We start from the raw sequence: 16117 nt of genomic DNA on the forward strand, positions 1-16117 counted from the left end.
CACTTGCGCCGCGGCAGCATTCACATCGATGTAGGGGACGGAATGTCACTCGTTGAACCATCCAAGAATTCCGGAACCGGTGACCACCACGATGGTGTGGACTATCACTCCGAGGACAGTAGTTATCTCGAAAAGCGCACTCTCCGAAAAGGATCGGCAGGGTGGGTGCTTCTCGCCGGCCTCGGAGTCAGCTATGTGATCTCCGGTGACTATGCGGGGTGGAACAACGGGCTCGCCGAGGGCGGATTCGGTGGTCTGCTGATCGCCGGTGTGGTCATCGCGGGCATGTACCTGGCGATGGTCCTCGGTATGGCGGAGCTGTCGTCGGCGCTCCCGGCGGCGGGAGGCGGCTACACCTTCGCCCGGCGCGCACTGGGTCCGTGGGGTGGATTCGCCACCGGCACGGCCATTCTCATCGAGTATGCGATTGCGCCCGCCGCGATTGCCACCTTCATCGGCAGCTACGTCGAATCGCTCGAGCTCTTCGGGATCACCGACGGCTGGTGGGTGTACCTCGCCGTGTACGCCATCTTCATCGGCATCCACCTGACGGGTGCGGGCGAGGCTCTCAAGGCCATGTTCGTGATCACCGCGATTGCCCTCGTCGGGCTCGTCATCTTCGTGATCTCGGCGATCGGGCTGTTCGATGCGGGCAATCTGACGGACATCGCTCCCACCGACGCGGTGGGAGCGTCGAGCTTCCTGCCGTTCGGCCTGTTCGGCATCTGGGCTGCGGTACCGTTCGCGATCTGGTTCTTTCTTGCGGTAGAGGGTGTTCCGCTGGCCGCGGAAGAAGCGCGTGAGCCGGAAAAGAACGTACCGCGCGGAATCATCATCAGCATGCTCGTCCTGCTCGTCACGGCGGCGGCTGTGCTGTTCCTCGCCACGGGAGCGATGGGCGCCGAGGGTCTGGCGACTTCGGGCAATCCACTCGTCGAGGCCCTCGGTGACGGAACCGCCGCCAAGGTGGTCAACTACATCGGCCTGGCCGGGCTGGTCGCAAGCTTCTTCTCGATCATGTACGCGTACTCGCGGCAGACCTTCGCGTTGTCGCGTGCCGGGTACCTGCCGAAGAATCTGTCGGTTACTAATTCCCGCAAGGCTCCCACCCTCGCGCTCATCGTCCCGGGCGTCATCGGTTTCGCACTCTCCCTCACCGGTGAAGGTGCCATGTTGCTCAACATGGCGGTGTTCGGCGCAGCCGTCAGCTACGTGCTGATGATGATCAGTCACATCGTGCTCCGCCGCCGCGAACCCGACATGACACGCCCGTACCGCACCCCGGGCGGAATTGCCACCACCTCCTTCGCGCTCGTTATCGCGGCCGCTGCGGTGATCGCCACGTTCCTCGTCGACCCGGTCGCCGCGCTGTGGACGCTGATCGCCTTTGCCGGGTTCATGGCCTACTTCGGCCTGTACAGCCGCCATCACCTGGTTGCCAATTCCCCCGACGAGGAGTTTGCTGCTCTTGCGGAGGCAGAGGAAGAGCTGGGATGACCATGTACACGCACTCGATAGCCGGTGTCGGATATACGTTCGACGGCCTCGTCGACCTGTTGGCCAAGGCCACGCCGCTTCGAAGCGGGGACGAGCTCGCCGGCTGTGCCGCGTCTTCGGACGCCGAACGTGCGGCGGCGCAGTGGGCCCTCGCCGACGTTTCCCTCACCACCTTCCTCGACGAACTCGTCGTGCCCTACGAGGACGACGAGGTGAGCCGGCTCATCATCGACTCGCACGATCGGGTGGCCTTCGGTGAGATCTCCCATCTCACGGTCGGCGGATTCCGGGACTGGCTGCTCGAGGTGGCAGCGGGCAAGAATGCGGCCGAGATCCTGCGGCGAGTCGGCCCGGGACTGACTCCGGAAATGGTGGCCGCGGTCAGCAAGATCATGCGGAACCAGGATCTCATCGCTGTGGCCCGGGCCGTGCACGTCACCGCGGGGTTCCGAACCACGCTCGGCCGGCCCGGCACGCTGGGCACCCGGTTGCAACCCAACCATCCCACCGACGACCCGCGCGGGATCGCGGCCGCAACACTCGACGGTCTGCTCCTCGGATGCGGAGACGCGGTGATCGGCATCAATCCGGCGACGGATTCCCCGCACGCCACCTCGGAGCTCCTTCATCTGCTGGACGACATCCGTCAGCGATTCGACATCCCCGCGCAGTCGTGCGTCCTGTCTCACGTCACCACCACCATGGGATTGATCGAGTCAGGCGTTCCCGTCGACCTCGTGTTTCAGTCCATCGCCGGAACCCAGGGCGCGAACTCGAGTTTCGGTGTGGATATCGCGCTTCTGCGGCAAGCCAACGAAGCGGGCCGCTCGCTGCGGCGCGGCACCGTCGGCGACAACGTCATGTACCTCGAGACCGGGCAGGGCTCGGCGCTCAGTGCGGGCGCGCACCTCGGTACGGGCGGCCGGGCCGTCGACCAGCAGACCCTCGAGGCCCGGGCGTATGCCGTGGCGCGCGACCTCGAGCCGCTTCTCGTCAACACCGTGGTCGGGTTCATCGGACCGGAATATCTGTACGACGGAAAGCAGATCATCAGGGCCGGGCTCGAGGACCACTTCTGCGGGAAACTGCTGGGACTGCCCATGGGCGTCGACGTCTGCTACACCAATCACGCCGAGGCCGATCAGGACGACATGGACACGCTGCTCACCCTGCTCGGTGTCGCGGGCGCGGCGTTCGTCATCGCGGTGCCGGGTGCGGACGACGTGATGCTCGGCTACCAGAGCCTGTCGTTCCATGACGCCCTCTACGCTCGTCAGGTCCTCGGGCTCCGGCCTGCACCCGAGTTCGAGGACTGGTTGCGCCGTCTCGGCATGGTAGACGGCGACGGCAGGATTCTGCCGGTGGATGCGGCGGCCTCACCGCTGCGGGCGCTGACGGTGGCATCGTGAACCACAGTGCGCATGAACCTGCAGCGCAGGACTTCTGGACCGAACTGCGTGCCACGACGCAGGCCCGCATCGGGCTGGGCCGGGCCGGTGATGCGCTGCCCACTCGGCGGGTGCTCGAGTTCCGCTCGGCGCACGCCGCGGCGCGCGATGCGGTGCACCAGCCGCTCGACGCGGCAGCGCTGGCGGACCAGGTCGAGACGGTCGGTCTGGGACGGCCGGTAGTCGTCGCCAGTCAGGCGAGCGACCGTGGCGAGTACCTGAGACGACCGGACCTCGGCAGGTCCCCCGCCGACCTGTCCTCCATTCCGAGGGGGACCGCCGAGGTCGGATTCGTGCTCGCCGACGGTCTCTCACCCCGTGCGCTGGCCGATCACGGGGTTCCACTCCTGTCGGCTCTGGTCGCGCAGCTCGGTGACACCTACTCTCTTGCACCGCCCGTCATCGCCACTCAGGCCCGGGTGGCGCTCGGTGATCACATCGCCGAGGCGATGGGCGTGCAGACGCTCGTACTGCTCATCGGGGAACGGCCCGGCCTGTCGGTGGCCGACAGTGTGGGTGTCTACTTGACCCACCTTCCCCGGCCCGGACGCACCGACGCAGACCGGAACTGTGTATCCAACATCCATCCCCCCGGAGGCCTCGGGTACGAGGTCGCGGCGCGCGTCGTGGCGTCGCTCGTCGGCGGTGCCAGAAAGCTCGGCAGATCCGGTGTGGATTTGAAGGACACCTCCCGCGCGGATGCGCTGGCAGCCCCCTCGGAGATCCTCGAACTGTAGTCGTGTTACCTAGAGGGTCGGCAGGTCCGCCCGGGCCTGCCCGTAACGACCCTGCACGGGTATGACGAGGAGAAGACCTATGGCCTTCGCTGGCAATGTGGACGAGTTGGCCCTACTGCAGGCTGTGCGTCTGAAAGAGCAGGTCAGTGCCGATGTGCTCGCCGAACATCTGGGAGTGGCCGCGGCGTCCGCGCAGGCTGCCTACGACGCCCTGCTGAGCCAGGGCAAGGCGGAGGAAGTATCGAGTGGCCGGATCGCTCTGACCGAGGTGGGACTGGCGGAACTCGAGGACCAGCTCGACGCCGAGCGGGTGTCCATCGACGAGGATTCCATCGCGGAGGTGTACGAGAGCTTCGTGCCGTTCCACGAGGAGTTCGTCGCACTGATCGACACCGCGGACGCCGATCAGCTTGCCGACCTCGATCGCCGCGCCTCCGTGGTGTTCGACGACCTGTCGGCGTTCGTCCCTCGGTTGTCCCGCTACCAGGATCTGTTCGCGGACGCACTCGCGAAAGTCGCTGCCGGAGACAAGAAGTGGGTAGCTGAGCCGGTCATCGACTCCTACGCAACGGTGTGGACGGAACTGCGCAGGGAGCTGCTGGGAGCTGCGGGCGCGCCGGCCTGAAGCCCTCCCAGGGAGGCGGAAGTCACCACCCCCCCCATTCGGGGGTGGTGACGACGTGAGCCAGGTCACTACCTTTCCTCTTGTCCCGGAAGTCGGGACATCCACACGGACCACGGAGGAATCGAGTGAGCACAGTCTCCACATCGAGTGCGGGAGTGCCCCACACTCCCGCGCCGGTGCGCAAGGGCGGCACCAGCGTTCGTAAGGTGGCCGTCGCCAGTGGCATCGGGACGACGATCGAGTTCTACGACTTCTTCATCTACGGAACCGCTGCGGCACTGGTTTTCCCCAAGGTGTTCTTCCCCGCCCTGGGCTCCACCGCCGGAACCGTGGCGTCGTTCGCGACGTTCGCGGTGGCCTTCGTCGCCAGACCGGTAGGAGCCATGCTCTTCGGTCACTACGGGGACAGAATCGGTCGTAAGAAGACCCTCGTTTCCACCTTGATCCTGATGGGCGTCTCCACGTTCCTGATCGGACTGCTTCCCGGTGCCGCCACAATTGGTGTCGCAGCCCCGATTCTCCTGGTGCTCTTGCGATTCGGTCAGGGATTCGCGGTCGGCGGTGAATGGGCAGGCGCCACACTGCTCACCGCCGAGTACGCCCCACCGGGCAAACGCGGACTCTATGCGATGTTCCCCCAGCTGGGCCCTGCCGTCGCGTTCATCCTCTCGAGTGCCACCTTCCTCGTCACCGGCGCCGTCTTCGGTGACACGAACTCCACCTTCCTCGACTACGGGTGGCGGATACCGTTCCTCTTCAGCGCCGTCCTGGTCGGTATCGGTCTCTACATGCGCCTCGCGATCGAGGAGACACCGGTGTTCCGCGCCGTGCAGGAGGCCGACCGGGCCGATGTTGCACCCCGGACGCTCCCGCTCATGGATGCGTGGCGCTACCAGACCAAGGAAATCCTTCTCTCCGCCGGTGCCCTCGCCACGCTCTTCGCCTTCTTCTACATGGGCACAGCATTTCTCACCAGCTACGGCACCGCGACGCTCGGATTCAGTCGTCCCTTCGTTCTGACCGTCGGGATCGTCTCGGCGGTGGTCTTCGGGCTCACCATCATCGTGTCCGCGCTGTACTCGGACCGGATCGGTCGCCGCCGGGTCATCATGATCTCCTGTGCGCTGGCCGTGGTGTGGGCGCTGGCGCTGTTCCCGCTGCTCGACACCGGTTCACCCGTCGCATTCGCGATCGGCGTGATGGTGACGCTCGCAATCTTCGGAGTCGCGTACGGCCCCTGCGGGGCGCTACTCCCCGAAATGTTCCAGACCCGCTACCGGTACACGGGGGCAGGCCTCGGCTACAACCTCGCGGGTGTGCTTGGCGGCGCAGTACCGCCCCTGATCGCAGCGCCGCTCGCGTCGGCATACGGAAGTGCAGCGATCGGCGTCATGCTCGCCGGGCTGGCCGTGGTGAGCCTGGTGTGCACGAAGGCGCTCGTCGAGACGAAGGACGAAGCTCTCTGACCGGGCGTCACGTCGACCGGGAGTAAATTCGAGAACGGAACGGCCTCGTGTGCCCGCCCGTCCCGTAGGTGTCCGTCGAGGCGCCTGGAGAGGAAAGCTATGACAACGCCACTTCCCAGCTACACGTCCGGGCTCGGCGACGCCCCGATGTTGGGGGACACCATCGGAGACAACTTCGATCGAACTGTGGCCGCGCACGGTCGTCGCGACGCCCTGGTCGATGTTCCCTCGGGTCGTCGGTGGACGTACACCGAACTGGCGCAGGACGTGAACACGCTCGCGGCGGCCCTGCTCACCCGCGGCATCGTCAAAGGTGACCGGGTGGGCATCTGGGCGCCGAACTGCCCGGAGTGGACGCTCATCCAGTACGCCACAGCGAAGATCGGTGCGGTCCTGGTCAACATCAACCCCGCCTACCGGGCGCACGAACTGAAGTACGTGCTGGGACAAGCAGGCATCCGCCTCCTGGTGTCTGCTGCTGAGTTCAAGACCTCCGATTACGGCGCCATGATCGAGGAAGTGCGCCCGGAGTGCCCCGATCTCGACATGGTCGTTCTCCTCGGCAGTCCCGAGTGGAGCACGCTGATGACGGACGGCGCGGCGGCGCTCGCCGACGACCCGTCGCGGCTCGAGGCAGCGCAGGCCCGGCTGTCGTCGGACGACCCGATCAATATTCAATACACCTCGGGAACAACCGGCTTCCCCAAGGGTGCCACCCTCAGTCATCACAACATCCTGAACAACGGATTCTTCGTCGGCGAACTGTGTCATTACACCGAGAACGACCGGGTGTGCATTCCCGTGCCGTTCTACCACTGCTTCGGCATGGTGATGGGCAATCTCGCCTGCACCAGTCACGGCGCCGCCATGGTGATTCCCGGGCCTTCCTTCGACCCGAGGGCCACCTTGCGAGCCGTCGAGGCAGAGAAATGCACGTCGCTGTACGGGGTGCCGACGATGTTCATCGCCGAACTCGCCGACCCGGACTTCGACCGGTTCGACCTGTCCACCCTGCGCACCGGCATCATGGCGGGATCACCGTGCCCGGTAGAGGTGATGAAGCAGGTGATCGAGCAGATGGGAATGGCCGAGGTGTCCATCTGCTACGGCATGACCGAGACGTCACCGGTGTCGCTGCAGACCCGCTCCGACGACACCATCGACCAGCGGGTGACGACCGTCGGGCGGGTCGGACCGCATCTGGAGGTCAAGATCACCGACCCTGCAACAGGATTGACGGTTCCCCGCGGCGAGCCGGGTGAACTCTGCACCCGCGGATACTCGGTGATGCTCGGGTACTGGAACAACCCGGAAAAGACGGCCGAGGCCATCGACGCGGCGCGGTGGATGCACACCGGTGACATCGGCGTAATGGATGCCGACGGGTACGTGGCGATCACGGGCCGGATCAAGGACATGGTGATCAGGGGCGGGGAGAACGTCTATCCCCGCGAGATCGAGGAGTTCCTCTACACCCACCCCGACATTCTCGACGCCCAGGTGATCGGTGTTCCCGACGCCAAGTACGGCGAGGAACTGATGGCATGGATCCGCATGCGGGATGGTGCGCAGCCGCTCGACGAAGCCGCGGTCCGGGCATTCTGCACCGGCAAGCTTGCCCACTACAAGATCCCCAGGTATGTGCACATCGTCGACGAATTCCCCATGACGGTGACCGGCAAGGTGCGCAAGGTGGAGATGCGTGAACAGTCGATGGCGTTGATCGGCGGGTCATAAGCCTCTTCGTGTCCCGGAGATGAACCATTCGGCAACGATTTGTCCAACCACGGTTGAACCGCTGCCACGCTGGCTAATCTGCGAAGGAGCGGTGGCCTTCCGCTCGCACTCGCGTGTGGAGAGGAGAGGGTAATGGTTGGAGACATCATCGGCACCATCATCTTCGGTGCGGTCATCGGCGTGCTCGCGCGTCTGGTCATCCCAGGGAAGCAGGCGATGGGGTGGATCATCACCATCGTCCTCGGCATTGCGGGCGCCCTCATCGGATATTGGGTGTGGGGCGCGATCAGCGACAAGGGTGATACCGGCGGAATCGACTGGATACGGTGGATTATCAGTATCGCTGCGGCAGCTGTGCTGACCTTGGCGTACACGTCCATGACCAGTAAGCGGAGAGTGTAGGTACCCGGCTGTGCACGGGCCCCGTCCAATCCAGGGCGGGGCCCTTGCCGTGCGCCTGGGTAGCCGAAATCACGGACGCAGACAGGTGAGTGCCATCTCGCGCAGAACCTTCCGAGTGCGCGCCGGAGTCGCGGGATCGGCGCTGTGCGGTGTGGAGTTGATCAACCCGAACGTTGCATGGGCCTTGGTACGGGCATCCGTTTCGTCGAGCGATTGGTCCACCCGGAGCAGCACCTGCACCCACAGTTCGACGTAGCGTCGCTGCTTCTGCCGGACCTCACGCCGCGCCTCGGCGGGAAGGCTTTCGAGGTCGCGGTCCTGAATGCGAATCAGTTCGGATTCGCCGAGTGCGAAGTCGAGGTGGAAGTCGATGAGGCCGTCGAGTGCCGCCTCGGGGGAGGAGGCCTCCGCCGCGACGAGGGAACCGCCCTCCAGGAGTCGCGTACTGATGCCGACGAGTAGTTCGACCAATACGGCGTCTTTGTTGGGGAAGTGGCGGTAGACGGCGGGACCGCTGATCCCGGCGGCGGATCCTAGGTCTTCGAGCCGGACGCCGAGAAATCCCCGTTCGGCGATGAGGCGAGCGGCGGCGTCGAGAAGTTGCCGGCGGCGATCCGCCTTCATCTGTTCGCGACGCGTGATCGGCGCTCCGGCGCCGTCGGTGGACGCTGTCGGTGCTGCCGGCGCTCCGGTTTCGTCGACGTGTGCGGTCATCGCCTCGCTCCTTTCGGGTTGCGGTCTGGACAACTCAGTTAATCACAGTTATCTTGAATTCAGTTATCGAGTATTAACTCACTCGGCACGGGCGTCAAGACGAGAAGGCGGCACGATGGCACTGGGCGGAACCACTACGAGAGAGGGCTACCGGGTAGAGCACACCAAATTGGTGGACGAGCTGCGGTCGAAGCTGGCCGTTGCTGCTCTGGGCGGTAGTGAGAAGTCGCGGGAGCGGCACGTGAGCCGGGGCAAGTTGCTCCCGCGCGATCGAGTGGACACGTTGCTCGACCCGGGGAGTCCGTTCCTCGAGATCGCCCCGCTCGCGGCCAATGGGTTGTACGACGACGAATGCCCCGGTGCGGGTGTGATCGCGGGGATCGGTCGGGTGTCCGGCCGGGAATGCGTGATCGTGGCCAACGACGCCACGGTCAAGGGCGGCACGTATTACCCGATGACGGTGAAGAAGCACCTGCGGGCGCAGGAGATCGCGCTGCAGAACCAGCTGCCGTGCATCTATCTCGTCGACTCGGGTGGCGCGTTCCTGCCCCGGCAGGACGAGGTGTTTCCCGATCGCGAGCATTTCGGCCGGATCTTCTACAACCAGGCGACGATGAGCGCGCAGGGCATCCCGCAGATCGCGGCGGTCCTCGGCTCCTGCACCGCGGGCGGCGCTTATGTGCCGGCGATGAGCGACGAGGCGGTCATCGTCCGGAACCAGGGCACGATCTTCCTGGGCGGTCCGCCGCTGGTGAAGGCCGCGACCGGTGAGGTCGTCACCGCGGAAGACCTCGGCGGCGGAGACCTGCACTCGAAGGTGTCGGGAGTGACCGATCACCTCGCCGAGGACGATCAGGACGCGCTGCGGATCGTGCGCAACATCGTCGCCACGCTCGGCCCGCGCGCCGCACGTGCGTGGGATGTGATCAGCGCCGTCCCCGCGTCGGCGCCGCAGGCCGAGTTGTACGACGTGGTCCCGACCGACCCGCGCACCCCGTACGACGTTCACGAGGTCATCGGCCGCATCGTCGACGGCGGGACCTTCCAGGAGTTCAAGGCGGAGTACGGCAAGACGCTGGTCACCGGTTTCGCGCACATCGAGGGTCATCCCGTCGGCATCGTCGCGAACAACGGGGTGTTGTTCGCCGAGTCGGCGATGAAGGGTGCCCACTTCATCGAGCTGTGCGACAAACGCAGGATTCCGCTGCTGTTCCTGCAGAACATTGCGGGCTTCATGGTCGGCCGCGATTACGAGGCGGGGGGTATCGCGAAGCACGGCGCGAAGATGGTGACCGCGGTGGCCTGTGCCCGGGTTCCCAAGCTGACTGTCGTGATCGGCGGCTCCTACGGGGCGGGCAACTACTCGATGTGCGGGCGGGCGTACTCCCCGCGTTTCCTGTGGATGTGGCCGAACGCGCGAATTTCGGTGATGGGCGGTGAGCAGGCGGCGTCGGTGCTCTCGACGGTGCGCAGCGAGCAGCTCGACAGTGCGGGCAACCCGTGGTCGGCGGAGGACGAGGAGGCGTTCAAGGCGCCGATCCGCGAGCAATACGAGGCGCAGGGCAACCCCTACTACTCGACCGCCCGCCTGTGGGACGACGGCATCATCGATCCCGCCGATACCAGAACTGTTCTCGGGCTGGCTCTTTCGGTGTGCGCGAACGCACCGCTCGAACCGGTCTCCTACGGCGTTTTCCGGATGTGAACGGACATGACTGACATGACACGGATAGATACCGTCCTCGTCGCCAACCGCGGTGAGATCGCGGTGCGGGTAATCCGCACCCTGAGGACCATGGGAATCCGCTCGGTCGCGGTATACAGCGAAGCGGATCGGGACGCGCGGCATGTCCGCGAGGCCGACACCGCAGTCCTGCTCGGCCCGGCCGCCGCCCGGGAGAGCTACCTGGTGATCGAGAAGGTGATCGCGGCCGCCCAGACCACCGGAGCTCAGGCGATCCATCCCGGTTACGGGTTCCTGTCGGAGAACTCCAAGTTCGCCGGGGCCTGCGCAGACGCCGGCATCGCCTTCCTCGGCCCGTCCGCTCACGCCATCGAGGTGATGGGCGACAAGATCACCGCCAAGAACGCCGTCGCGAAGTTCGACGTGCCCGTCGTACCGGGCATCGCCCGGCCCGGCCTCTCCGACGACGAACTGATCGCCGCCGCGGGCGAGATCGGCTACCCGGTCCTCGTCAAGCCGTCGGCGGGCGGCGGCGGCAAGGGGATGCGTCTGGTCGAGGAGCCCGGGGCGTTGGCCGACGCCCTGCGCAGTGCACGGCGTGAGGCCGCGTCCGCGTTCGGTGACGACACCCTGTTCCTCGAGCGATTCGTGTTGCGGCCCCGGCACATCGAGGTGCAGATCCTCGCCGACGGGCACGGCAACGTGGTGCATCTCGGTGAGCGCGAGTGCAGTCTGCAGCGTCGCCACCAGAAGGTCATCGAGGAGGCGCCCTCGCCCCTGCTCGACGAGCAGACCCGCGCCCGGATCGGCGAGGCGGCGTGCAACACGGCGCGCAGCGTCGACTACTCCGGTGCCGGAACGGTCGAATTCATCGTCTCCGCCGACAAGCCGGACGAGTTCTTCTTCATGGAGATGAACACCCGGCTTCAGGTCGAACACCCCGTGACCGAACTCGTCACCGGCCTGGACCTGGTCGAGTGGCAGGTGCGAGTGGCCGCGGGTGAGCCGCTCGGCTTCACCCAGGGCGACATCACCCTCACCGGACATGCCATCGAAGCCCGCGTCTACGCCGAGGATCCGAGCCGAGGCTTCTTGCCGACCGGTGGTCTCGTCGCCGACGTGATCGAACCGGAGGGCCCCGGAGTCCGCGTCGACTCCGGGCTGCAGCCCGGCACCGTGGTGGGCAGCGACTACGACCCGATGCTGGCGAAGGTCATCGCGCACGCCGACGACCGAGCCGGTGCGCTGCGGAAGCTGGACCGGGCGCTGGCCGGCACCGGTGTGCTCGGTGTGGTGACCAACATCGAGTTCGCGCGCTTCCTGCTCGCCGATCCCGACGTGGTGGCGGGCAACCTCGACACCGGTCTGCTCGACCGCCGGCTCGAGGACTTCGTCGCTGCGGAGGCCACCGATGCCGCCCTCATCGCCGCGGCCGCTTTCCGCTGGTTGCAGCGCTGGCCGGAGCGTGCACAGGCCGATCCGTGGGACGTGCCCAGCGGCTGGCGGGTCGGGGTTCCCGCGCCCACCAGTATTCGGCTGGCATCGCCGACGCGTACCGACCACGTGCGCATCACGGGCAGTCCGTCCGAGGCCACCGCGCAGGTCGAGGACGGCGACACCCTGTCCCTGACGGCGGCCCTCGACGGAACCACCCTGTCCGTCGTGATCGACGGCAGACGTGAAACCTACCGGGTCGCCCAGACCGACGGGCATATCTGGCTCGCCGGATCCGAGGGCACGACGATGCTCCGGGAAGTCGAGGAGCTCAGTGTCCGCACAGGTGACGTGCATGCCGGCGAGGCCGAGATCACCAGCCCCATGCCCGGATCCGTCATCGCCGTCGGCGCCGAAGCGGGCTCCCACGTCACCGCGGGCCAGAGCCTCGTCGTCGTCGAGGCGATGAAGATGGAGCACTCGCTCACCGCACCCATCGACGGCGTCGTCGACATCCTCGTCGCACCCGGTGACCAGGTGATGGTCGACCAGCTGCTCGCACGAGTCACCCCGCACACCGACACGAAAGAGAACGAGTCATGACCGAATATCTCGCCACCGGCCAGCTTCCCGACGAATACCAGCAGCTGGCCAAGACGGTCGCCGATTTCGCGAAGAACGTGGTGGCACCGGTCGCGGCAGAGCACGACGCCAACCACACCTTCCCGTACGAGGTGGTGTCGGGCATGGCCGACATGGGTCTGTTCGGCCTCCCGTTCCCCGAGGAATACGGCGGAATGGGCGGCGACTATTTCGCGTTGTGCCTCGCCCTCGAGGAGCTGGGCAAGGTGGACCAGAGCGTTGCCATCACCCTCGAGGCCGGCGTGTCCCTCGGTGCGATGCCGATCTACCGCTTCGGCAACGAAGCGCAGAAGCAGGAGTGGCTCCCGCAGCTGACGAGCGGAAAGAGCCTCGCTGCTTTCGGTCTCACGGAGCCGGGCGCCGGAAGCGACGCGGGCGGCACCAAGACCACAGCCAAGTTCGACAGCGGTGAGTGGATCATCAACGGCAACAAGCAATTCATCACCAACTCGGGCACCGACATCACCCGGCTCGTCACCGTCACCGCGGTGACCGGCGTGAAGGACGGCGGCAAGAAGGAGATTTCCACGATCCTCGTCCCCACCTCGACCCCCGGTTTCACCGCCGAACCTGCGTACAACAAGGTGGGCTGGAACGCCTCCGACACCCACCCCCTCACGTTCTCGGACGTTCGCGTCCCCGAGGAGAACCTTCTCGGCGAGCGGGGTCGCGGATACGCGAACTTCCTCCGTATCCTCGACGAGGGCCGCATCGCGATCGCCGCACTGAGTGTCGGTGCGGCGCAGGGGTGTGTCGACGAGTCGGTCAAGTACGCGAAGGAGCGTGAGGCATTCGGGCGACCCATCGGGCACAACCAGGCCATCGCGTTCAAGATCGCGCGCATGGAGGCACGCGCCCACACCGCCCGCACCGCCTACTACGACGCCGCTGCACTGATGTTGTCAGGCAAGCCGTTCAAGAAACAGGCCGCGATCGCCAAGCTCGTCGCGTCCGAGGCCGCCATGGACAACGCGCGGGACGCCACTCAGATCCACGGTGGCTACGGCTTCATGAACGAGTACGTGGTGGCACGGCATTACCGAGACAGCAAGATTCTCGAGATCGGCGAGGGCACCACCGAGGTGCAGTTGATGCTCATCGCGCGGGAGGCCGGACTGTGAGCGCAGCAGGAGCCGAGGAGCCGAACCGGATCGTCCAGCGGGGCCTGTGGTTCGAGGAGTTCGAACTCGGAGCGGTCTACGAGCACCGGCCCGGCCGCACCGTCACCGAGGCCGACAACGTCCTCTTCACCACCCAGACGATGAACACCCAGGCCCTGCACCTCGATGCCGCCTACAGCGAGGGCACCCAGTTCGGTGAGCGCCTCGTCAACTCGATGTTCACCCTCTCGACGCTGGTCGGGTTGTCGGTCGCGCAACTCACCCAGGGGACCATCGTCGCGAACCTGGGATTCTCGGAGATCAGTTTCCCGAAACCGCTGTTCCACGGCGACACGCTGTACGCGGAGACACGCATCGCCGACAAGCGGGAGTCGAAGAGCCGACCGGGGGAGGGCATCGTCACCCTCGAGCACACCGGGCGCAACCAGAACGGCGACGTGGTGGCGATCGCCGTGCGCAAGACCCTCGTCCAGAAGAAGCCGTCGTGAGCTGGGCACTGCCCGGACCGGCCTGGCTGTTCTGCCCGGCCGACCGGCCCGAGCGTTACGCGAAGGCGGCTGCGGCAGCCGACGTCGTGATCCTCGATCTCGAGGATGGGGTGGCGCCCGCAGACAAGGAGGCCGCCCGTGTCGCGCTGATCGACACCCCGCTCGATCCGGAGCGAACAGTGGTCCGTGTCAATCCGGTCGGCACCGACGACCACGAACTCGACCTCCTCGCCCTCGACGGCACTCGTTATACCCGATTGATGCTGGCCAAATGTGAGACCGCCGATCAGGTGTTGTCGCTGGCGCCACGCGAGGTGATCGCCCTGGTCGAGTCGCCGCTCGGGGCGCTCGCGGTGGGCGAGATCGCGCTGGCGGCGAGCACGATCGGCGTGATGTGGGGCGCCGAGGATCTCGTGGCGGCGATGGGCGGCAACTCCAGTCGCCGCGAGGACGGCACGTACCGTGACGTGGCCCGGCACGTACGGTCGTCCACGTTGCTGGCGGCGAAGGGCTTCCATCGCCTCGCCCTGGATTCCGTCTACCTGGACATCAAGGACCTCGACGGTCTTCGCGCCGAGGCGCACGACGCGGTGGCGGTCGGGTTCGATGTCAAGGTCGCCATCCATCCCAGCCAGGTCGCGGTGATCCGCGAGGCGTATGCACCCTCGGACGACGAGGTCGACTGGGCCACGAGAGTTCTGGCCGCGGTCGACGAGCAACGCGGAGTTTTCGCCTTCGAGGGCAAGATGGTGGACGCACCCGTCCTGCGTCACGCAGAGGCGATCCTGAGGAGATCCGGCACGACCCCGTGAATACTCTTCAGCCGCGGGTGGTTGACGAGTACACACGGTTACAACACAGGAATGGAGAACTGCAGTGCCTGAAAGAACTACGTCGGTAATTGTTGCCGGGGCCCGTACGCCGATGGGTCGGTTGATGGGTTCGTTGAAGGATCTCTCGGGTTCGGATCTGGGTGGGATCGCGATCAAGGGTGCGCTGGAGAAGGCGGGGGTGGCGCCGGATCAGGTGGAGTACGTGATCATGGGTCAGGTCCTGACGGCGGGGGCGGGGCAGATGCCGGCGCGGCAGGCGGCGGTTGCGGCCGGGATTCCGATGGATGTGCCGGCGTTGACGGTGAACAAGGTGTGTTTGTCGGGGATCGATGCGATTGCGTTGGCGGATCAGTTGATCCGGGCGGGGGAGTTCGAGGTGGTTGTTGCCGGTGGGCAGGAGTCGATGTCGCGGGCGCCGCATCTGCTGGAGAAGTCGCGGGAGGGGTTCAAGTACGGCGATGTGACGATGCGTGATCACATGGCGTTCGACGGGTTGCACGACATTTTCACCGATCAGGCCATGGGAAGTCTGACGGAGTCGCAGAACACGGAACCCGGTCGGCAGACCAGCCGCGAGGAGCAGGATGCGTTCGCGGCGGCGTCGCACCAGAACGCGGCCCGGGCCTGGAAGGACGGGTTGTTCGACGACGAGGTGGTGCCGGTGTCCATTCCTCAGCGTAGGGGTGAACCGATCGTGTTCGGCCAGGACGAGGGAGTGCGTGCCGATACAACGGTGGAGACGCTGGGACGGTTGCGTCCGGCCTTCGCGAAGGACGGAACGATCACGGCCGGGTCCGCGTCACCGATTTCCGACGGTGCGGCGGCCGTGGTCGTGATGAGCAAGGCCAAGGCCGAGGAGCTCGGTCTCGAGTGGATCGCCGAGATCGGGTCACACGGGGTGGTCGCCGGACCCGACTCGACGTTGCAGTCGCAGCCGGCGCGGGCGATCGCGAAGGCGTGCGCGAAGGAGGGCATCGATCCGAAGGATCTCGATCTGGTCGAGATCAACGAGGCCTTCGCGGCTGTCGGGATCGTCTCGACCCGTGAGCTGGGGCTGGATCCGGCGAAGGTCAACGTCAATGGCGGGGCGATCGCGGTGGGGCATCCGCTGGGCATGTCCGGGGCGCGGATCACTTTGCATCTGGCCCTCGAGTTGCAGCGCCGCGGCGGCGGTGTGGGTGTGGCCGCGCTGTGCGGCGGCGGCGGTCAGGGTGACGCCCTGATCGTGCGGGTTCCCACCAGCTAGGTACCAAAAGAACGCGGAGCACTCCGGCTGTCGGGGAAGATGG

General features: G+C 66.1%; 14 protein-coding genes. 13 read left to right on the top strand and 1 reads right to left on the bottom strand.

Annotated features, from left to right (window positions below; genetic code table 11):
* Positions 1–42 precede the first annotated feature (42 nt).
* The 7 genes from eat to HYG77_RS26840 all read left to right on the top strand — a co-directional run bounded on the left by eat (position 43) and on the right by HYG77_RS26840 (position 7912).
* On the top strand, positions 43–1497 hold the full coding sequence (gene eat, locus HYG77_RS26810; protein WP_159925573.1) for an ethanolamine permease: 1455 nt from the start codon (positions 43–45) through the stop codon (positions 1495–1497).
* Positions 1494–2906 carry an ethanolamine ammonia-lyase subunit EutB gene (locus HYG77_RS26815; protein ID WP_109331683.1) on the top strand — a complete coding sequence of 471 codons (1413 nt, stop codon included), beginning with the start codon at positions 1494–1496 and terminating at the stop codon, positions 2904–2906. The genes eat and HYG77_RS26815 overlap by 4 nt, the downstream gene beginning before the upstream one ends.
* Positions 2903–3682, top strand: coding sequence for an ethanolamine ammonia-lyase subunit EutC (eutC, locus tag HYG77_RS26820; protein WP_208961166.1), 780 nt, complete (start codon positions 2903–2905; stop codon positions 3680–3682). The genes HYG77_RS26815 and eutC overlap by 4 nt, the downstream gene beginning before the upstream one ends.
* 79 nt (positions 3683–3761) lie before the next feature.
* Positions 3762–4307, top strand: coding sequence for a hypothetical protein (locus HYG77_RS26825; RefSeq protein ID WP_208961167.1), 546 nt, complete (start codon positions 3762–3764; stop codon positions 4305–4307).
* Between the two features lie 125 nt (positions 4308–4432).
* Positions 4433–5773: an MFS transporter gene (locus HYG77_RS26830; protein WP_201453448.1), complete on the top strand. Its 1341-nt coding sequence runs from the start codon at positions 4433–4435 to the stop codon at positions 5771–5773.
* Between the two features lie 99 nt (positions 5774–5872).
* On the top strand, positions 5873–7510 hold the full coding sequence (locus HYG77_RS26835) for an AMP-binding protein (protein WP_109331676.1): 1638 nt from the start codon (positions 5873–5875) through the stop codon (positions 7508–7510).
* Positions 7511–7642: 132 nt separating this feature from the next.
* A complete protein-coding gene (locus HYG77_RS26840) occupies positions 7643–7912 on the top strand; it encodes a GlsB/YeaQ/YmgE family stress response membrane protein (protein ID WP_109331675.1) in 270 nt (89 codons plus the stop codon).
* A gap of 69 nt (positions 7913–7981) precedes the next feature.
* On the opposite strand, the gene HYG77_RS26845 is transcribed toward HYG77_RS26840, so the two are convergent.
* Positions 7982–8536, bottom strand: a complete 555-nt coding sequence (locus tag HYG77_RS26845; RefSeq protein WP_109335230.1) for a TetR/AcrR family transcriptional regulator — start codon at positions 8534–8536, stop codon at positions 7982–7984.
* Positions 8537–8741: 205 nt separating this feature from the next.
* Between HYG77_RS26845 and HYG77_RS26850 the strand changes: the two genes are divergently transcribed.
* From HYG77_RS26850 to HYG77_RS26875, 6 genes are all read left to right on the top strand, one after another.
* Positions 8742–10331: a carboxyl transferase domain-containing protein gene (locus tag HYG77_RS26850; protein ID WP_208961168.1), complete on the top strand. Its 1590-nt coding sequence runs from the start codon at positions 8742–8744 to the stop codon at positions 10329–10331.
* A 15-nt stretch (positions 10332–10346) separates the two neighbouring features.
* Complete coding sequence (locus HYG77_RS26855; RefSeq protein WP_208963535.1) at positions 10347–12347, top strand: acetyl/propionyl/methylcrotonyl-CoA carboxylase subunit alpha; 2001 nt, start codon at positions 10347–10349, stop codon at positions 12345–12347.
* Positions 12344–13507 (top strand): acyl-CoA dehydrogenase family protein, encoded by a 1164-nt coding sequence (locus HYG77_RS26860; protein ID WP_109331669.1) that lies wholly within the window; start codon positions 12344–12346, stop codon positions 13505–13507. Before HYG77_RS26855 ends, HYG77_RS26860 begins: the two co-directional genes overlap by 4 nt.
* On the top strand, positions 13504–13995 hold the full coding sequence (locus tag HYG77_RS26865; protein WP_109331659.1) for a MaoC family dehydratase: 492 nt from the start codon (positions 13504–13506) through the stop codon (positions 13993–13995). The genes HYG77_RS26860 and HYG77_RS26865 overlap by 4 nt, the downstream gene beginning before the upstream one ends.
* Complete coding sequence (locus HYG77_RS26870) at positions 13992–14807, top strand: CoA ester lyase (RefSeq protein WP_208961169.1); 816 nt, start codon at positions 13992–13994, stop codon at positions 14805–14807. The genes HYG77_RS26865 and HYG77_RS26870 overlap by 4 nt, the downstream gene beginning before the upstream one ends.
* Positions 14808–14919: 112 nt before the next feature.
* On the top strand, positions 14920–16074 hold the full coding sequence (locus tag HYG77_RS26875) for an acetyl-CoA C-acetyltransferase (RefSeq protein ID WP_159927534.1): 1155 nt from the start codon (positions 14920–14922) through the stop codon (positions 16072–16074).
* Positions 16075–16117: the final 43 nt, after the last annotated feature.

The organism is Rhodococcus sp. ZPP, assembly GCF_017656075.1.
Lineage (GTDB): Bacteria > Actinomycetota > Actinomycetes > Mycobacteriales > Mycobacteriaceae > Rhodococcus_F > Rhodococcus_F oxybenzonivorans.